An 18915-nucleotide genomic window follows, 5' to 3' on the forward strand; every position below is an offset into this window, starting at 1 on the left:
TTGGGTCTTGAACGCGCGCCACTCTCCGCTTAGATAATCGCCATCCGCAGCATAAACAGGATGGTGATTCATGGACTTCAGCCCGATTGCAACGCCGCTTTGCCTTGCCATCCGGGAATCTGTCTATGTCCGCTATAACGCTTGCGAATCTTTCGTGGTCTACGCCTGACGGGCGGCCGCTACTCACCAATTTGAATCTTAGCTTTGGCGCGGAACGCGCCGGCGTTGTCGGCCGCAACGGTGTCGGCAAGACGACGCTACTCAAGCTGATCATCGGCGAACTAGCTGCTGCTTCAGGGACGGTCAGCATCTCCGGCAACCTTGCTATTCTGCGTCAGAGCGTCCAGGTCGGGCCGGACGAAACCGTTGCCGATCTTTTTGGGGTGCGCCAGGCGCTTGCCGTGCTCGCGCGCGCCGAAGCGGGTGAAGCAACGGCCAACCAACTCGCCAACGCTGACTGGATGCTTGAAATCCGCATGGGCGAAGCGCTCGCACGTGCCGGCCTCGACGCGGATGCCGAAACGTCGCTCGCCACCCTTTCCGGCGGTCAGCGCACACGCGCCGGGCTTGCGGCGTTGATCTTCGCGGAGCCGGATTTCCTGATCCTGGACGAGCCCACCAACAACCTTGATAGAGATGGCAAGCAGGCTGTAATCGACCTTCTTGCCGACTGGCGCGGCGGCGCGATCATCGTCAGTCATGACCGAGAATTGCTGGAGACCGTCGATGCGATCGTCGAGATCACATCGCTAGGTGCGACCCGCTACGGCGGCAACTGGAGCCGGTACCGCGAGCGCAAGTCACTGGAACTCGCGGCCACCGAGCACAATCTCGCTGATGCCGAAAGACGTCTGACGGAGGCCAAACAGACCGCACAGGTGACCGCCGAACGCAAGACGCGCAAGGACATTGACGGCAAGAGGAAGGCCTCGAGGGGCGATATGCCGCGGATCGTTGCCGGCGGATTGAAGCGGCGCGCGGAAAACACGAGCGGTGCGAATGCGCGGCTTGCCGAAAGGCTGCGAACACAGGCGACCGATGATGTCTTGGCAGCACGCGAAAGGATTGAGATACTACAGCCACTTTCGGTGACGCTTCCTTCAACCGGCTTGCCGACGACGAGGGTCGTTCTGCGGATCGACGGTGTCACTGCCGGCTATCATGCCGAAAAGCCGGTTCTTCGCGACCTCTCCTTTGAGATGACTGGGCCGGAACGGATCGCCGTTACAGGGCCGAACGGCTCGGGAAAGACGACACTCTTGTCGCTGATATCTGGTTGTCTTCCGCCGTTCTCGGGCACGGTGCGGTTGCCGGTGAAAATGGCCATGCTTGACCAGCAGGTAAGCATGCTCAACCCGGCTCTCTCCATCCGGGACAATTTCCGGCTTCTCGGTCCGGAGGCGGACGAGAATGAGTGCCGGGCAGCGCTTGCCCGTTTCATGTTTCGCGCCGACGCCGTTCACCAAATAGTTGGCACGCTTTCCGGTGGACAGATGTTGCGAGCCGGCCTTGCCTGTGTTCTTGGCTGTTCGCAGCCACCGTCGCTTCTTGTCTTGGACGAGCCGACCAACAACCTGGACATGGACTCAATCGGGGCTGTCGAAGCGGGACTGCGTGCATATGACGGTGCATTGTTGGTGGTAAGCCACGATGAGGAATTTCTCAAAGCGGTCGGCGTGACGCGCCGGCTGGTGCTCGACCCGCCCTCGGCGTAGTCTCCGACTGTCGAGCCCTGTGGTTGGACGCCATCTGTGGGATGACCTTCCGCCCACATATTCCTGCGTCTTAGTTCCTGCCACTCGTGCGCCACGGCAGAGAGGATTTAGTCGCCAGGATAAAACGCCTGCGAAACTTGGGACAATCCAGATGCGTCTCCGCCGGGCATTCAGCAACGTGGCGAAGTGCATTTCTGAGCGCGGTCATCCTTGGGATTTGTGCATCGAGCGCCTCGGCACGGGCATGGATGGCCGTGCGCGGAAGGTCGGGCATTCCCTTAACGATGTCCGCTGTCGGCCAATAGCGGACATGTCCCGATGGGCAGTTCGGTAAAGCGATAAAATGCTATTTCGCCAGCAATGCTTTAATAAGCGAGTATGTGGCCTTTACGCGGGCTTCGTTCGGGTAGTTCTTGTTGGCGAGCACGACAACCCCAATTTCCTCGCTTGGCACCATCGCGACATATCCGCCAAATCCGTTCGTCGATCCGGTCTTGTTCAGAATCGCATCTTTCTGGGGATGGAGCGGCAGGCTGATCTTTTCGGCTGGCTGAGGTTTCATGATGAAATCATAGCCATTGCCAGAAAGCATCGTTTGCAGGTCCGTGGGCCAAGGGTACTGCTCCCAAATCATTGCTTGGGTGAAAAAGGCAGTTTTGTACTGGCCCTCGTGGGTCCGCTCGACCGCCCCCCGCAACTCTTGAGAGGCGTTTCCGTGTCCCAGTTCGACATCAAGCACCTTGAGCATGTCGCGGACGCTGGACTTCACGCCATACGCTTCCGCGTCCAGGACCCCTGGGTTCACCCGAATTGGCGCATTGGTCTTTCGGTCGTAGCCGAAAGCGTATTGGCTCATTTCACTCTTCGGAACGTCGATCCATGTGTGGTGAAGGCCAAACGCTGGGAAGAGCACGTCTTGCGACGCCCGCTTGTAATTGGTGCCCAAAGCTTTGCCGGATATGTATCCGAGCATTCCGATGCTGACGTTTGAGTAGCTTCGTGTTCCCGGCTGCGGCGGATGCCAATTCTTCAGCCAGGTCACCAACCCATCTGCATCTGAGACGCCATCCGGCACCTGCAAAGGCAAGCCCCCCGAGTAATGGGTTGCCAAATCCATCAGTGTGAGGTCGTTGCCAATCGAACATGCGTCGGCACAGACGTGATGTGCTACCGTATCATCAAGGGTGAGCTTTCCCCGTTGTTCAGCCAATGCTGCCAGTGTGACGTTGAAAATTTTGCTTATTGAGCCAAGCTCGAAAAGCGTGTCAGGCGAAACTGGGCGATTGTCGGAACGCGATGCCAAACCAGTAGCATAAAACGCATGCTTTCCGCTTCGTGTCACGCCGACCACGAGGCCGGGAATGTCGTATTCCTTCACTACGGGTCCGAACGAAGCTTGCACCTCATCTTCGAAATCACCTGCACGCGCAGTCGCGGTGTGCGAGGCAAGGGCCAGGATAACAAAGGCCAACAGGTGCGAACGCCGGTTCATTCCATATGCTCCAAATATACGTGTCCAAACGGGGCCGCTCGGATACTGTCAACCTTGGGGCGAAGTTATGGCAATGACGGCTTAGGGGGCGCAAAGCAGCCGCTCCTTAAACCAAGAACACCAGCTTCTCGAGAGGCGACGACGGTCGCATCCCTAACCGGCCTATGTGCCTTTAGAGAATCGACTCCAAGTGCAACCTGGCGTGCGCAGGGTAGGGGATCACACCGCCGTCCCGAAAACGCGCCATGAACATCTTGGCAGGTATTCTGATGACGAGGCACTGAAGCGGCGGATGCCCTTGTTGCGCTCTCGCTCGGCACCTGTGTGCCACGGCGAATTGGGCTCAGCGGAAACCGAAAATACAGCGACGGCTGGATCATGTTCCCGACCAGCTGCCAACAATTTCGTCTCCAGTTAACCTGACATCGCTGCTGTGCCAGTTTCAAATACTGGCGCAGTTGGCGATGCATAATGCTGGACCTGACGGCATCGACTGCCCCTCAGAGGGCCATCACCTTTTGCAGGTTTTCGTCGATCTTGTCGAGGAAGCCGGTGGTGGAGAGCCACGACTGGTCGGGACCGATCAGAAGTGCCAGGTCCTTGGTCATGAAGCCGCTTTCGACGGTGTCGACGCAGACCTTTTCCAGCGTGTCGGCGAACCTGGCGAGCTCGGCGTTGCCGTCGAGTTTGGCGCGATGGGCCAGGCCGCGGGTCCAGGCGAAGATCGAGGCGATCGAGTTGGTCGAGGTTTCTTCGCCCTTCTGGTGCTGGCGGTAGTGACGGGTGACGGTGCCGTGCGCAGCTTCCGCCTCGACCGTCTGGCCGTCCGGCGTCATCAGCACCGAGGTCATCAGGCCGAGCGAGCCGAACCCTTGCGCGACGATGTCGGACTGCACGTCGCCGTCATAGTTCTTGCAGGCCCAGACGTAGCCGCCGGACCACTTCAGCGCCGATGCGACCATGTCGTCGATCAGGCGGTGCTCGTACCAGAGCTTGGCTTCCTTGAACTTGTCGGCGAATTCGGCGTCGAACACCTGCTGGAAGATGTCCTTGAAGCGGCCGTCATAGACCTTGAGGATGGTGTTCTTCGTCGACAGATAGACCGGCACCTTGCGCTGCAGGCCGTAGTTGAACGAGGCGCGGGCGAATTCGGTGATCGAATCGTCGAGGTTGTACATGCCCATGGCGACACCGGCAGACGGCGCATCGAAGACGTCGTATTCGATTTCCTTGCCGTCTTCGCCGACGAACTTCATCGTCAGCTTGCCCTTGCCTGGGAACTTCAAGTCGGTGGCGCGGTACTGGTCGCCGAAGGCGTGACGGCCGACGATGATCGGCTTGGTCCAGCCGGGGACGAGGCGCGGAACGTTCTTGCAGATGATCGGCTCGCGGAAGATGACGCCGCCGATGATGTTGCGGATCGTGCCGTTCGGCGATTTCCACATCTTCTTCAACTTGAACTCCTCGACGCGGGCCTCGTCCGGAGTGATCGTCGCGCACTTGACGCCGACACCGTACTGCTTGATGGCGTTGGCGGCGTCAATCGTCACCTGGTCGTCGGTGGCGTCGCGGTTCTCCATGCCGAGGTCGAAGTACTTCAGGTCAATGTCCAGGTACGGATGGATCAGCTTGTCCTTGATGAACTGCCAGATGATGCGGGTCATCTCGTCGCCGTCGAGTTCGACGACCGGATTGGCGACCTTGATCTTTTTCATGTTCTATTCTCCATCGGACGCGCCTTGGTCGTCCACTCGTTGAATGTTGTTCGCCGCACGGACCAGGGTTACGTCCCCGGACACTGGACTTAAGCAACCGAAGTCGGCGGCTGCAGCACTCCTTAGCCGGCGGAGGCCGGAGTGGCGGCATACTTACCGAGTAGTGCCGATGCTGCTTCCCTCAAGACCCCGACGTCGGAGCCGATAGCGATGAAGTCGACACCGAGTGCAAGATATTCCGAGATCAGGCCGTGATCCGATGTCAGAACACCCGACTTCTTGCCTGCTCCTTTAATGCGGTCAAACGCGTCGTGAATTGCAGTCTGGACGGCATCTTCCTTGGGGCGACCGAGATAGCCCATGTCGGCGGCAAGATCTGCCGGACCAATGAATATGCCGTCAACACCGTCGATGGCTGCGATCTCATCGAGAGCGTCAAGGCCTTTGCGTGATTCGATCTGCAACAGCAGGCAGATCTCGTCATTGGCAATCTTGAGGTAGTCTGTTTCGGCACCGTATCCGGAAGCACGCGCAAGTGCCGCACCGACGCCGCGGCAACCGTGCGGCGGATAACGGACCGCTTCGACCAACTGCCGTGCCTGTGCCGCCGATTCGACCATCGGGATCAGGATAGTCTGGCAGCCCGCATCGAGCAGTTGCTTCAGTATCCACGCCTCGCCTATCGGCGGCCGTATGACAGCCTCGACCGGATATGACGAAAGCGCCTGCATCTGCGCAACGGCCGAGCGGAGGTCGTTCGGTGCATGCTCAAGGTCGATCACCAGCCAATCAAAGCCGATGCCGCCAAGCAATTCAGTACTGATGGGATTGGCGAGTGCAAGCCAGAGCCCCGTCTGCCTCCTCCCCTCGGCAAGCGCAAGCTTGAAGCGATTTTTCCGTGCCGGCATCATGATCTCCTAGGCAAAGTGGCAGGCAACGCTGCCAATGGGTCCAAAGTCGGCCACCACGGTCGAACCGGGCGGGCACTCCACCGGACGGATGAAGGAGCCGGAAAGGACAATCTGCCCGGCCCTAAGCCCATGGCCGACAGTTGCCAGGCGCTGCGCCAGCCATGCGAGACCTCGCGCCGGCTGATTGAGAACACCTGCTCCAAGGCCGGTTTCCTCTACGCTCCCATTGCGCGAAACAATTACCCCGAGCCAGCGCAGATCCAGCTCATTTGGCCGAATTGGACGGCCACCAAGGACAAAGCCGGCATTGGCCGCATTGTCGGCAATCGTGTCGCAGACACTGCGTGTGCTGCCTGTCTGCTCATCCCGGCGCACGATTCGCGTGTCCAGAATTTCAAGCGCCGGCACAACATAGTCCGTGGCGTTCAGGATATCGAAGACGGACGCATTCGGCGCGACGTCATCCTTCATGACGAAGGCCAGCTCCGCTTCGATGCGCGGTTGAATAAACCGGTTCCCCGGCACTATCGAACCGTCGTCGAAGCGCATACTCTCCAGAAGATAGCCGGAATCGGGAATGTCGATGCCAAGTGCCTGCTGCATTGCACGCGAGGTAAGGCCAATCTTCCATCCGACGTGGCGGTCGCCGGCGGCAATCTTCCGCTTCACCCAGGCTTCCTGAATGCGATAGGCGTCGGCCATCGACATGGCTGGATATTGCAGACTCAGAAGAGCGACCTGAGACCGGCTCTCTTCCGCACTTGCCAGCGCTTGAGCGGCCAGCATTACCTGTTCGTCGAGCATGACGGTTTCTCCGATCAGACCTGTTCGCGGACGACAGGGTTTTCAAGCGTTCCGACACCCGGCACTCGCACCCTGACGACATCCCCCTCGACGAGATATTTCGGGGGATCGAAACGTGCGCCCGAGCCGGTCGGCGTTCCCGTTGCAATCAGGTCGCCCGGCATCAACTCGGCAAAGGTCGAGATGTAGTGAATGAGGTAGCTGAAGGAGAACATCATCCGTCCTACCGTGTCTTCCTGACGCAACTCATCGTTGACCCATGTCGACAACGAAAGCGCCGAAAGGTCCGCATCGTCGACCGGAACGATCCAGGGCCCGATGCTGCCCGAGTGATTGAAGTTCTTGCCCTGCGTCACGTTGAACTTCGCATGGCGCATCCAGTCGCGCACACTGCCTTCGTTGCAGACGGTCAGCCCGAAAACATGCGAAAGGGCATTTTCTTCAGGGATGCGCCGCCCGCCCTTGCCGATCACCAGGACAATTTCGCCTTCATAGTCGAACTGCGGCGATTCAGGCGGCAGCATCAGCGGCTGACCATGCCCGGTAAAGGAGCCTCGCGTACGTAGAAAGAGGCTCGGATATTTCGGCAATTCGGAGCCGTCTTTGTATTCGGCGTTCCGGTCGGCGTAGTTGACGCCAACGCAGATGATCTTGTCAGCGTCCGGCACCGGAATGCGATAGGCGATCTCCGTTTCCTTGAAGTCGACGGGCGCGGCTTCGGCGATCAGCCGGGCAGCCTCGATGCCCTTGGGCGAAGCTATCAAGGAGCGAAGCGAGGCGAATTCCGTGCGTTCGCCAAGATCCGCCACACCAGCGTCGTGGAGCAGGCCGAAGCGATCGCGATCGCCGGCGTGAAAACTTATCAATTTCAAGGTGTTTATCCTTCTCGGAAGTCCAAGGGTTCGCAGTGCCGCGCGGTCCCGCGCAGCCGACTATTTCATGCATCCTGTTCGAGATGCTGTTTGTTACGCTGGACCGTAGGTACCAGCATCAGTAGGAGCAGCCCCGCGCCGCAGGCCAGGAATGTCGCGCTAATGGGGCTTTGCAGGAACGTCATGGGGTCGCCATGGGAAATCAAAAGCGCCCGGCGAATGTTCTCCTCAAGCATTGGTCCAAGGACGAGACCGAGGATGAAGGGGGCAAGGGAGAACTCCAGCTTCAGCACGAGATAGCCGAACACGCCAAAGCCAGCACCGATCAGAACATCCATCGCATTGTTCGACAGCGTGTAGATGCCGAAGCAGGACAGGATCAGAATGATCGGGTAGAGCCAGGAATAAGGAACCTTCAGAAGAGAGGTCCACAGGCGGATCAGCGGCAGGTTCAGGATCACGAGCAGAACGTTGCCGATCCACATGCTGGCGACGAGGCCCCAGAACAGGGTGGGACGTTCTGTGATGACGTTCGGTCCCGGAGTAATGCCATGGATCATCAAGGCGCCCAGCATCAGTGCCATCGTCGCGCTGCCCGGCACGCCAAGGGTAAGCGTCGGGATGAAGGAGGTCTGGGCGGCGGCATTGTTTGCGGACTCTGGCCCGGCCACCCCTTCGATCGCGCCCTTGCCAAAACGGCTCGGATCCTTCGCGCAGCGTTGCTCAAGAATGTAAGAGGCGAAGGAACTCACCGTCGAACCGATCCCCGGCAGGATCCCGAAGAACAATCCGACTCCTGTTCCGCGCAGGATCGGCTTGACGGACTGCTTCAGTTCCTCACCCGTCGGCATCAGCGAGTCGACCTTGATCTGGCCGTGATCGACGTCATTGCCAGCACGCAGTTCGCGTACGATCTCGGAGAATGCGAACATTCCGACCGCGACGACCACGAAGTCGATGCCCTCCATCAGCCACTGCTGCCCAAAGGTGAAGCGCATCACACCGGAATTGAGGTCCATTCCAACGAGCCCGACAAGAATGCCGAGGAGCGCCATGAGGATACCTTTGACTATCGCGCCCTGGACCAGTACCGCGGTAGCGACCAACGCCATGATGATCAACGAGGCATACTCGGCCGCCCCGAAGCTGAGCGCCATCTGGCCAAGCATCGGGGCAAAAAGTGCGATCGCAAGTGTGCCTATGCAGCCGGCAACGAAGGATCCGATCGCAGCGATGGCGAGCGCTGCACCAGCCCTGCCGCGGCGAGCCATCTGATAACCATCGATGCAGGTGACGACGGAGGAGGATTCTCCCGGCAGGTTCACCAGGATCGCCGTCGACGAGCCGCCATAGGACGCGCCGTAGTAGATGCCCGCCAGCATGATCATCGAGGCCTCGGGACTGAGGCCATAGGTCATCGGCAGCAGGACAGCGATTGTCACCAGCGGACCAACGCCCGGAAGCATGCCAATGAATGTTCCAAGCGTTACGCCGATAAGGCAATATAAAAGGTTGTCGAGAGAGAACGCGACTTGGAATCCGAGTATAAGACCGTCCAGCATCAGAAGCCCCAGATCTTGATCGGCAGGTTAAGACCGTAGTTGAAAATCAGGATCGGAATGATGATCCCGGCCAGAAGCAAGGCGGGCAGGGTTTTGCGCTTCCTCCTCGGATCGGCAAACCACGCCACAACGACAAGAAATGCCACGGCGACGATCGTGCCGAACTGGATGAGGTAGGCAAATCCGGCGATAGCCGCCGTGATGATGATGAGCGGCCTCCAGTCAACCTCGATGGTTGCTTCCGGCTGCTTCTCACGCACGCTGCGCAGGTACAGCAGCAGCCCGAGCGCCAGCATGAGAACCGAAACCACCCGCGGGAAGTAGCCCGGGCCCATGCTCAAGGCGGAGCCGATCGGATAGCTCCACGAAATCAGCAGGGCCGCCAATCCGATCGCGGCAAAAAACAGCCCGCCCAACCCATCCTTCGTTATCCGCATTGCCGGTCCCTCCCCAAAAATCCATAACTGTTTATGAGGCGGCGGCGCGCCGTTTGATGTGCTCATGCAGATTGTTGAACTTGTAGTTCAGATCCGCGCTCATCTCCTGTACCTCGAACGCGGCAGCGAGCGGCCTCCGGTCAGAGAGCGGCTTCACGAGTGCGCAGACCCGTTCAAATATCGCATCAGCGGCAGCCTTCTTGGTTTCGAGGTCGCGACCGGCTCCTATCCGCAACACGATGTGCAGGAAGCTGTTGTCGACGTGGCCGTCGCCGACGATGTAGTCTGAAATAACCTGGAAACGGACGCGCACGCCCCCGATCGGAAAGATCCCCGTTTCAAGTGCACAGTCGTAGACCAGATTCTTCAGGTCTTTCACTTCCGGCTCGTCCGCGATGTTGGCCGAGCATTCAATCCACGCGTGAGGCATGATCCCAATAGTCTCCTGATAGTGTTTGGGTTGGCGGCCGCAGCCGCGGCCGCCCTTCTCCGGAATAGCGCTAGCCAGGCTCTTTCATTCGGGCTGAATACCCTCTTCCTTGATGAGAGCGGTCCAACGCGCCAGCTCCGCACCTATGAGCGCTTCGAACTCGGCCGGTGTCGAGCCGCGGGCTTCCACACCTGCCTTTTCGAGGCTCGCGCGTACGCTGTCCGCTTTCAGGGCCGTGACCACTGCTTCGTTGAGCTTGCCGATCACGGCCGGGTCCGTACCTTTCGGCGCGGCCAGCCCGTACCAGCCCGACACGTCAAAGCCCGGATGACCGAGCTCGGCCATCGTTGGCACGTCGGCGAGCGAGGGAAGACGAGCCGGCCCAGTAACCGCGAGCGCCACCAATGCTCCCGACTGCACATGCGGGAGGATGGAAACGGGACTGGACAACATCACGCCGACGCGTCCGGACAACAGGTCGGTCAGCGCCTGACCGGATCCCGAATAGGGAATGTGGGTCATTTCGATGCCGACGGTCTTCTGGAACAGGATTGACGCCAGGTGAGCGGCGGCCGCGCCGCTGGCATAATTGACCTTGCCAGCTTCAGCCTTTGCCTTGGCCACAAGCTCATCGATGCTTTTTACCCCGAGACTGGGATGAGCGACGACGACATAAGGCGACGTCGAGAGCTGCGAGACCGGTGCAAAGTCCTTCACCGGGTCGTAGTTGGTCGCCGAGTAGAGGCTCGGGTTCAACGCCAGCGTCGCCTGGAGGACGAAGGTCACTGTCTGACCATCGGGCTCAGCATCTGCGCCAGCCTTCGTCCCCGTTATGCCTTGTGCGCCCGGCCGGTTCTCCACGAGAACCGGCTGGCCGATACTTTTTGACATCTCCTCAGCGACGATCCGTGCCACGACATCGGTACCGCCGCCGGAGTTGAACGGCACGATGAAACGGATGGGCCCGCTCGGAAACTCCTCCGCCCATCCTGGTGCGACCGCAGCAAATGTCGTCAATGCGGCCAGCGCCGCAACCATCGAAAAACGCTTCATAATTCCTCCCGTTTTACAAAGTCGCTGCTCAGCTCATCTTCTTGGCAGCAAAGAGTTCATCGATCTTCTTTTCGTAGTCATGGTAGTTGAGATAGCCGTACAGTTCCTCGCGGGTCTGCATGGTATTCAGAATGTCTTTCTGCGTTCCGCGCTGCCGGATCGTTTGATAGACATTGAGTGCTGCCGCATTCATTGCGCGCGCCGCGGAAAGCGGATAGAGCGCCGCCGACACGCCCGCATCACGCAATTCCTCGGTGGTGAAGTTCGGCGTCTTCGAGAATTCGGTGATGTTTGCGAGAACCGAGTGGGGCCGATTCAGGGCGTCCGCGAGCTTGCGATACTGGCCAAGTTCCGTGAAGGCCTCGGCGAAAATCATGTCCGCACCGGCCTCCATGTACGCCATGGCACGATCGATAGCGCTGTCCAGCCCCTCGATCGCCAACGCATCGGTCCGGGCAACGATGACGAAGTCCTCGTCGTAGCGAGCATCGACAGCAGCCTTGATGCGGTCCAGCATTTCGGTCTTGCTGACAATCTCCTTGCCGGGACGATGACCGCAGCGCTTCAGTGCTACCTGATCTTCCATGTGCAAAGCGCCGGCGCCGTCCTTGATCAGGCCGCGAACCAGGCGAGCAATGGAGTACGCGCCGCCAAAACCGGTGTCCACATCGACCAGCACCGGAAGATCGGAGGCATCAGAAACCTTGCGGAGGTCGGCCAGCACGTCATTGATCGTCGTAATGCCCAGATCCGGCAGACCGTAGCTGGCGTTTGCGACACCTGCACCGGCAAGATATAGCGCCTTGTAACCCACCTGCTTGGCCATCAGCGCCGTGTACGCGTTGATCGTACCCATGATCTGCAACGGCACCTCCTCTTTGAGGGCCTGCCGAAAACGTGCTCCAGGGGATGTGCGCACCGGGACGTGCATAAGCATTGCTAAACTCCACTATATGGACTATTTTTAGGACGTGACATGCAACATAAGCCACTATATGGATTACGTTGTCAACATGGTGGACTAAGACTTTTTATCTGATCCATATCGTGGAGTTTTCATGGAGCAAGGAGCTCAAACCATCTATCGCGCGGTCGCCGTTCTCAGGGAGTTGGCAAGCCGCAACAACGAAGGCACCGGCATGACAGAGCTGTCGGACGCAACAGGGCTCACCGGGCCGACGGTCCACAGAATACTGCGGGCTCTCGTCGGTGTCGGCCTGGCCCACCAAAGAACCGCGGATCGACGATATTTTCTCGGCCAACTCGTCTACGAACTGGCGCTGAACCTCGGTAATCGGTTCGATCTCGGAGCCGTGGCGGCAGCTGCGACGGACAAATTGGCGGAGCTTACCGGCGATACCGCTTTCTTTCTGTATCGAAGCGGCGGGGATATGGTGTGCCTCAACAGGACGTCAGGCTCGTTTCCGGTGAAGACGCTGCTGACAGATGTCGGAACACGGCGCCCGCTTGGCCTCGGCGCAGGCGGCCTTGCAGTACTGGCAAAGCTCCCCAGAGAAGCGGCCTTGAAAATCATGGCCGCAAACGAGCAGACGTATCATGGTAACGGCCAATCGCTTGCGACCATTGTCGACGAGGTCGAGAAGGCCGCAGATCTGGGTCATGTTGTGCGGTGGCTGCCCGAACTGGGCGCAACAACCGTCGCCGTCGCGATTTGCGATCGACAGAACCAACCATTCGCCGCCTTGAGTGCCAGCGCCATCTCGCAGCGCATGGAAGGGGAACACCTGATGCAGGCTCTCACCGAAATGAAAAAGCTGCGTGACGAAATCGAAGCAGGCATAGGCTGACGGCGCGAGAGCGATGCATCCATCGAAGGGAAACTCCCGGCGTCGCGTGCAACTAGGATAAGAGTTGGTGGGACATAGCCTTTCTCCGCGTCGCCTGCGGTTTGAGTCCTTTCAAGGCGATCTACGCGAACCGTTTGGACCAGGGAAATCGCATAATCTTATGGAACTTACTGGCAAAAATCGTCAAAGCTCTCAATGGATATCATGGCGGGTCGTCGCATCAGACGACTGACCAGCCATGAACTAATTGTTGAGGTTTAAAGTGACGGTGAAGTTGCCGTTCGGATCACGCGGGCTTCCACCGATCGTGTAGGTTCAATTTATTCAAACGCCGCCCTCAGCCACATAGACTGTCGGAGCTAATATACTATCGCAAGCTTGCAAATTCGACAAATGCATCAAAAATCCGGGCGCCGGGATGGGTGTCGGCGTCTAACAGCTCCGGGTGCCATTGCAGGCCCATAGCAAAAGATCGAGATGGCACTTCGATCGCCTCAACGACACCATCAGCCCCGTGGGCGGTAGCAATCACATCAGCAGATAGTTCAACAATTGCCTCCCGATGATAAGTATTCACGCTGAATGTCTCGGCACTGAAGATGTCAGCCATTTTTGTGCCCGCCTGAACGATCACTTCGTGGAGTAGACCACCACCCTGATCATGGTTGATCGCACCTGGCCGTGAGGAACACACGTCTGACACCATCCGGCAGCCATGCAGGCATCCGAGCATCTGCATACCGTTGCAGATACCAAGTACGGGTTTATTGCGAGCAAGGAATCCTTCCATCAGCGCCAATTCAACGGACAAACGCTCGGATGGCGCGTACTGGGATTGGTCACCCTCAACGTACCAATGCTCCGGAAATTTGATACGTCCACCAACGCTCAGGAATCCGTCGAACTCCTCGACCACCGGGTCGACTATCTGTGGCAGGTACGGAATGCCAAAAGGAAGCGCTCCCGAGCGAGCCAGAGCGGTGAAGTAGCTCTTGGACGTCTCGTATAGATTACCACCGGTGCTGGTGTTTTCATCCATTATTACTGCAATGATCGGTTTGCGTTTCATCGTATTTCTATTCTCCTCGGATGATGTCAGGATGCATTTCAAGGCTTTGAAATGCGGGATTAAAGGCAAAAATGGGACTGTGAATAGCGGCCATTGCCTGTCAGACCGCGCTCTTGCACCCCTCCTCAAGATACAGGCAACGCAGCCGCTTTGCGATCCGACCTGGCGCCCCATTGACCCATCCTTTCGCAATCGTAGTGACGTCGCGGGCTTCGGTGAAAACTCAAGTTGGAAATGGGGAGGCTAAGCCACGTACGCTCCAAATGAGGGTCATTTCATCAGATGCACCAATTTCAGCGCACGCTGAAATGCCATATTCCAGCGAAACTGGTTGACAAATTTCGGTGGTTCTGCGAGTTTCAGCGCATGTTGAAACATGCTGATTCATTGAAAGAAGTGGAAGCGCGCGCCCTCAAGGCGGTCGACGCACTCCTTGCGGATGTGCCGTTTGTTCAGGATGTGAGTTTCGAGACAAATGTCTCGATGCGCCGGGAGATCGATATCTTGGCCGAGGTGACTATCAAAGAAAGAAAACACCGGCTTGTGTGCGAGGTGAAAGGGAACGGCCAGCCTCGGTTTGTCCGAGCCGGGATACTGCACGTGCGCAGCGCTGCTGCGCAGTTCGATCCGCCCGCAACACCGATATTCATAGCGCCGTATCTTTCGCCAGAGGCGCAAGCCCTCTGCCTTGAGGAGGGGGTGGGCTATCTCGACCTTGTTGGAAACGCGCGGATCGTTTTCGGAACGGTCTACATTGAGCGCCAGTTCGACGCCAAGCCACCGGCAGTCCAGCGTGGCCTAAAATCTGTTTTCAAGCCGAAGTCGGCACAGATTTTACGCACGCTGCTGCGTGACCCCGACCAGGCTTGGCGCGTCGTCGACCTCGCAGATGCGTCGGATGTTAGCCTCGGTCTCGTTAGCAACGTTCGCAGCGAACTCGTTGATCGCGAGTGGGCAGAAATCAACCACGACGGTATCCGTTTGGTGAGGCCCGACGCACTGCTTGATGCCTGGCGCGACGTGTATGAGGCTCCGGCTGGAGAGAGGTCAACCTACTACACCACGCTGCACGGAAAGGCGTTTGAAGACGCGGCTCGCAATGCCATGAACTTCGATCCCGCTCGACGGCGCGCGGCGTGCGCGTCCTTTTCGGCCGCCAATTGGCTGGCACCCTATGGGCGCGTATCCACGCAGTACTTCTATGCGGATACATCGGCAGCCGCGCGCCTGCGGACCACACTCAAGCTATCACCGGCCGATTCAGGCGCCAATGTGGTGATTACGATCCCGAAGGAGCAGGGCATCTTCCGCGATACGGTCGATTGCGCCCAAGGAATAGTCTGCACCAGTCCGGTTCAAACCTATCTCGACCTCTCCGTCGCCGGCGAAAGAGGAGCGGAAGCCGCCGATCATCTTCGAAAGGAACTCCTGGCATGGAGATAAAGGTAACGCCTCAACCGCAATCTGCTTCCGACTACGAGGATCGCACGACCAAGGCTGTGAAGGGTGTGCTCGTCGAGATCGGGCAGATCCTGGGAAGCTTCAAGGGGAAGTTCGCCGTCATCGGTGGTGCAGTCCCGTGGCTGCTGCTGGACAATGAGGAGATGCGACATGTAGGCACTCTTGACGTGGACCTCGGTCTCGATGCCGAAGCGCTTGGCGATGGGGAATATGTTACCCTCGTCGAGGCGTTGATGGGCCATGGCTACGAGCAAAGCGCCGACCTGAAGCGGTTCCAACTCGTGCGCGAAGTGCCGACCGAAGATTCGGGTCAGCCGATTAAAATCGTCGTCGATTTCCTGATGCCGCGAGACGCCGAGATCGTGAAGAACAAGCCGCCGATCATCAGCGACTTCGCGGTTCAGCGCGCCGATGGTGCGGACCTCGCATTGCGCTTCTACCAGCTGGTCGCCATAACGGGTGATATGCCATGGGGGGGGACCAATCGGGTTGAAGTGGCCGTGTGCTCAATTCCGGCGCTCTTGGCGATGAAGGGGTATGCTCTCAATGGCCGGCATAAGCAGAAGGACGCCTACGACATTTATTACTGCATCCGAAACTATCCGGATGGCATTGAAGCGTTAGCGAAAGCCTGCAAACCGTTGCTCGAACACGCAAGCGGGGCCGAGGGTTACAAGCATATCGCCAACAAGTTCGATGCGCCTGAAGGTTATGGCGCGACGAGCGTTCGAAACTTCGTCGCCGAAACCGATATCCTCGACGGCCGCTCGGCCGAACAGTGGCAGCGGGACGCCTTCGGGCAGGTCGATGAATGGCTGCGCGCGCTGGGGCTGAGGGGTTGAGAGAATCGACGCCCCTTAAGCGAGCTGATCGCCTAAAGCAACGCGCGAAAATTTCGTCGGGATAGCTTCTTCCAGCCTGGAGGTCGCAAGTTCCGTTTTTAAGGCTCCCATGTTGCTTTTCTCAGGGAGCGTCGATGAGGTCCGTGCTGCGTGAGCTTAGGGGCGCTTGTCGACCGTCATTGCTCGACACGTCGTCGGTACCTACCTTTCCGGCGTGATCCAACATACTCGAGCAATCTGGCGCGCTGAAGACCTTGGATGTCCCGCCGCGCGGTCTTCCGGCTAACATCCCAGACGAGCACAATCTCCTTGGCACCACATCGGTCACCGTCAACAACGCGCTCGAGAAACCAGTGCTGCCGTTCATTGAGCTCCACTGGTTCAGGGTCAATTATAAGGTCACGATCAGGGCCATTTTTAGGGTCACTATCCCACGCGTCTCTTGTCAGCGCGCTGAATGCCGCTTCCGCAGCAGCATAAGCCTCCGTGGCAACTGCACGCGTGACGCGATCGCCCGCTAGTGACCATGGATTGGAAGCCGGGCCCTCGATTAGGCCAAGAACGAAAGCGCGGATAACGGGCGAGGAGACCACAAGGCGCAGGAAAAACAATGTGTCTGGAGCATGTTGTGCCGCCAGCCAGTGCTTCACCGTGCGCTCGCTCGCGCTTGTTTGCCTGATTAGTTGTTTGATTGCGCGGTGACTATCGCCGTGCTCTTTCCGCATGAGATCGGCAACAGTCTTTGCCAAAACATCGCGCGCCCCCAGAACACCTTTCCACGCCGGCAGCTTCCTGCCCGTTTTAGGCAACATCTTCCGTTCCGTCATCAGTTCTGCTTGCGAACAGTCATATCGCCCGGTGGCTTGCATACCACCGCCAGGAATATCTCGGGGAGTTTCAGAAAATCGCAGAGATCGATGCGATCGGTCCTCAGCCGGATGGTTAGGAGACATAACGTCCGTATTCAATCCGCATACTGGGATAAGGGTAATGAGCCAACCCTGGCGTGGTGGAGGTTCAGCGATTACGGAATGTTCCCGCTTTGTGCATTTATGTGGCAGCCAGGTTGAATTGTCCGCCGACGAGCCAAGTAGAAATGTCACTTTGTGCTGACACGCCGCACCACGACCAGCCCCGATCCGACCGGCTGGGCCGGGTTGCAAGGGCGGAGCGGGGCGGGTGAGAGACACCTTCCGCTTTCGCTGTGAGACACTTCGATCGAGGCCTCACTCCACAGCGTCGAGCCTTGCCAGTGCCGCGTCGCGGCGGGCAAGCACCGCCGGATCGTGCATGAAATCCTTTTGCCGGCCCGGTCCGCGAGGACGTCGCACGTAGCCGTTCTTGTCGCTGTTGGTCTTCACCACCGGCGCCGACTTTTGCTCCTGACGCTCCTTGATATAAGCCAGAACATCGGAAAGCCGCTTGTTCTCGGTGATTGCCGCATGTGTCACCCGCTGGTCCTTGTCGAAGGTCCTGTAGGGCAGGGAATGGCCCTTCCACCGCACCGACCATCCGCATAGGCATAGGTCTCGACATAGCGGCCGACCAATCCGCGTGTCAGCTCGGTCTCCACCAGCATGATCCGCTGGCGCTCGAACGAAAACGTCAGCTGCGACCCGACATAGCGCTGCTCGCGCTTGCACAGAATCTGCTGCAGCCGATCCGGGGCCACGGACATCGGCCGGTGCAGGTCCTCGGGCCGGGCAGGGACGAGCGCAAACCGCGCATTGTAGTGCTCGATGAAGCCCGGCAGGAAGGCATTGCCGGCGTCCATGCTGTCGATGCCGGCCAGCCGCAACTCCTTGACCAGGCGATCCTGCAGGGTCCGGTTCATGCGCTCGACACGTCCCTTCGCCTGGCTCGAATTTGCACAGAGAATCTCGATGTTTAGCTCGCAAAGCGCACGGCCGAACTGGGTCATGCCCTGGCCGCCCCTGGCATCCTTCTTCGCTACCCGGAACACTGAATGCTTGTCGGAATAAAAGACCACAGGCGCACCGTGAGCACGCAGGTAAAGCTCAAGCGCCTCGAAGTAGCTGAAGGCGCTTTCCGAGCGCGCAAAGCGCAACTGCATCAACCTGCCCGTCGCATCGTCGACGAAGACAAGCAGCGAACACGGATCGCCACGGTCCTCGAACCAGCGATGCTCGGAACCATCGATCTGCACCAGCTCGCCATAGGCCTCACGCCGCAGCCGCGGTTGATGGAACGTCCGCCGCTGCCGGCGCGACAGCCAAAGGCCGGCCTCCGACATCCAACTGCGCAACGTCTCGCGCGATACCCGCAATCCACCGCGCGCAGCAAGCGTCTCGGCCGCCAGCGTCGGACCGAAATCCGCATAACGCTCGCGAACCAACGTCACGGCGTAATCCCGAACACCGTCACTGATCCGATTGTTCGATGGCCGGCCGATTGCCTTGTGCCGGATCGACGCGGCACCGCCAGTGCTGATCCGCTCCAGAAGCCGGCGGACCTGGCGCGTGCTCAGGCCGAGAACATGCGCTGCCGTCACCAACGTCATCCGGCCGGCGATCACCTTCGACAAAACCTCGATCCGCTGCAGATCACGCTCGCTCATCGCAATCAGTCCCATCCGCAATCTCCCACGTCATCAAACGCGGGGAGTGTGACATTCTTACTTTGCAGATTCAGGACATTCTAACTTTGCGGTGGAGAATCGACGCCAAGTGCAACATGGGCGTGTGAAGGGTAGGGGATCACCCGCCTTCGCGCAAATGCGCCAT

Annotated in this window: 16 protein-coding genes and 1 pseudogene; 4 read left to right on the forward strand and 13 right to left on the reverse strand. The window is 58.8% G+C overall.

Features of this window, described 5'->3' with window-relative positions:
• The first annotated feature begins 125 nt into the window (after nucleotides 1-125).
• Nucleotides 126-1715, forward strand: coding sequence for an ABC-F family ATP-binding cassette domain-containing protein (locus tag J2Y48_RS24785; RefSeq protein ID WP_310424148.1), 1590 nt, complete (start codon nucleotides 126-128; stop codon nucleotides 1713-1715).
• A 346-nt stretch (nucleotides 1716-2061) separates the two neighbouring features.
• On the opposite strand, the gene ampC is transcribed toward J2Y48_RS24785, so the two are convergent.
• From ampC to prpB, 10 genes are all read right to left on the reverse strand, one after another.
• Nucleotides 2062-3207: a class C beta-lactamase gene (gene ampC / locus J2Y48_RS24790; protein WP_310424151.1), complete on the reverse strand. Its 1146-nt coding sequence runs from the start codon at nucleotides 3205-3207 to the stop codon at nucleotides 2062-2064.
• 500 nt (nucleotides 3208-3707) lie between these two features.
• Entirely contained in the window at nucleotides 3708-4922 is a 1215-nt protein-coding gene (locus tag J2Y48_RS24795; RefSeq protein WP_310424154.1) for an NADP-dependent isocitrate dehydrogenase, read from the reverse strand.
• 122 nt (nucleotides 4923-5044) lie between these two features.
• Nucleotides 5045-5830 carry an HpcH/HpaI aldolase/citrate lyase family protein gene (locus tag J2Y48_RS24800; RefSeq protein WP_310424156.1) on the reverse strand — a complete coding sequence of 262 codons (786 nt, stop codon included), beginning with the start codon at nucleotides 5828-5830 and terminating at the stop codon, nucleotides 5045-5047.
• Between the two features lie 9 nt (nucleotides 5831-5839).
• On the reverse strand, nucleotides 5840-6637 hold the full coding sequence (gene hpaH / locus J2Y48_RS24805) for a 2-oxo-hept-4-ene-1,7-dioate hydratase (RefSeq protein WP_310424159.1): 798 nt from the start codon (nucleotides 6635-6637) through the stop codon (nucleotides 5840-5842).
• Between the two features lie 14 nt (nucleotides 6638-6651).
• The gene (locus J2Y48_RS24810) at nucleotides 6652-7518 is read right to left on the reverse strand and encodes a fumarylacetoacetate hydrolase family protein (RefSeq protein ID WP_310424193.1); all 867 of its coding nucleotides are present in this window, start codon (nucleotides 7516-7518) and stop codon (nucleotides 6652-6654) included.
• 56 nt (nucleotides 7519-7574) lie between these two features.
• A complete protein-coding gene (locus J2Y48_RS24815; RefSeq protein WP_310424161.1) occupies nucleotides 7575-9071 on the reverse strand; it encodes a tripartite tricarboxylate transporter permease in 1497 nt (498 codons plus the stop codon).
• Nucleotides 9071-9574 carry a tripartite tricarboxylate transporter TctB family protein gene (locus J2Y48_RS24820; protein WP_310424164.1) on the reverse strand — a complete coding sequence of 168 codons (504 nt, stop codon included), beginning with the start codon at nucleotides 9572-9574 and terminating at the stop codon, nucleotides 9071-9073. Before J2Y48_RS24820 ends, J2Y48_RS24815 begins: the two co-directional genes overlap by 1 nt.
• The gene (locus J2Y48_RS24825) at nucleotides 9540-9938 is read right to left on the reverse strand and encodes a 5-carboxymethyl-2-hydroxymuconate isomerase (protein WP_310424166.1); all 399 of its coding nucleotides are present in this window, start codon (nucleotides 9936-9938) and stop codon (nucleotides 9540-9542) included. Before J2Y48_RS24825 ends, J2Y48_RS24820 begins: the two co-directional genes overlap by 35 nt.
• Before the next feature lie 84 nt (nucleotides 9939-10022).
• Nucleotides 10023-10991, reverse strand: coding sequence for a tripartite tricarboxylate transporter substrate binding protein (locus J2Y48_RS24830; RefSeq protein WP_310424169.1), 969 nt, complete (start codon nucleotides 10989-10991; stop codon nucleotides 10023-10025).
• Nucleotides 10992-11019: 28 nt separating this feature from the next.
• A complete protein-coding gene (prpB, locus tag J2Y48_RS24835) occupies nucleotides 11020-11928 on the reverse strand; it encodes a methylisocitrate lyase (RefSeq protein ID WP_310424172.1) in 909 nt (302 codons plus the stop codon).
• 121 nt (nucleotides 11929-12049) lie between these two features.
• On the opposite strand from prpB, the gene J2Y48_RS24840 reads away from it, so the two are divergent.
• Nucleotides 12050-12799 carry a helix-turn-helix domain-containing protein gene (locus tag J2Y48_RS24840; protein WP_310424176.1) on the forward strand — a complete coding sequence of 250 codons (750 nt, stop codon included), beginning with the start codon at nucleotides 12050-12052 and terminating at the stop codon, nucleotides 12797-12799.
• A 367-nt stretch (nucleotides 12800-13166) separates the two neighbouring features.
• On the opposite strand, the gene J2Y48_RS24845 is transcribed toward J2Y48_RS24840, so the two are convergent.
• The gene (locus tag J2Y48_RS24845; protein ID WP_310424179.1) at nucleotides 13167-13868 is read right to left on the reverse strand and encodes a gamma-glutamyl-gamma-aminobutyrate hydrolase family protein; all 702 of its coding nucleotides are present in this window, start codon (nucleotides 13866-13868) and stop codon (nucleotides 13167-13169) included.
• Nucleotides 13869-14234: 366 nt separating this feature from the next.
• Here J2Y48_RS24845 and J2Y48_RS24850 point away from each other — a divergent pair, with 366 nt between their 5' ends.
• Together J2Y48_RS24850 and J2Y48_RS24855 are read left to right on the forward strand one after the other, a co-directional pair.
• On the forward strand, nucleotides 14235-15311 hold the full coding sequence (locus J2Y48_RS24850) for a type IV toxin-antitoxin system AbiEi family antitoxin (RefSeq protein WP_310424182.1): 1077 nt from the start codon (nucleotides 14235-14237) through the stop codon (nucleotides 15309-15311).
• A gap of 65 nt (nucleotides 15312-15376) precedes the next feature.
• Nucleotides 15377-16171, forward strand: a complete 795-nt coding sequence (locus J2Y48_RS24855; RefSeq protein ID WP_310424184.1) for a nucleotidyl transferase AbiEii/AbiGii toxin family protein — start codon at nucleotides 15377-15379, stop codon at nucleotides 16169-16171.
• Nucleotides 16172-16347: 176 nt separating this feature from the next.
• Here J2Y48_RS24855 and J2Y48_RS24860 read toward each other — a convergent pair whose 3' ends face one another.
• Together J2Y48_RS24860 and J2Y48_RS24865 are read right to left on the reverse strand one after the other, a co-directional pair.
• Complete coding sequence (locus tag J2Y48_RS24860) at nucleotides 16348-16998, reverse strand: hypothetical protein (protein ID WP_310424187.1); 651 nt, start codon at nucleotides 16996-16998, stop codon at nucleotides 16348-16350.
• Between the two features lie 399 nt (nucleotides 16999-17397).
• Nucleotides 17398-18764 (reverse strand): annotated as a pseudogene (locus J2Y48_RS24865) (ISNCY family transposase).
• Nucleotides 18765-18915 lie beyond the last annotated feature (151 nt).

Origin of the sequence: Mycoplana sp. BE70 (genome assembly GCF_031455855.1) — a bacterium.
Classification (GTDB): Bacteria; Pseudomonadota; Alphaproteobacteria; order Rhizobiales; family Rhizobiaceae; genus Mycoplana.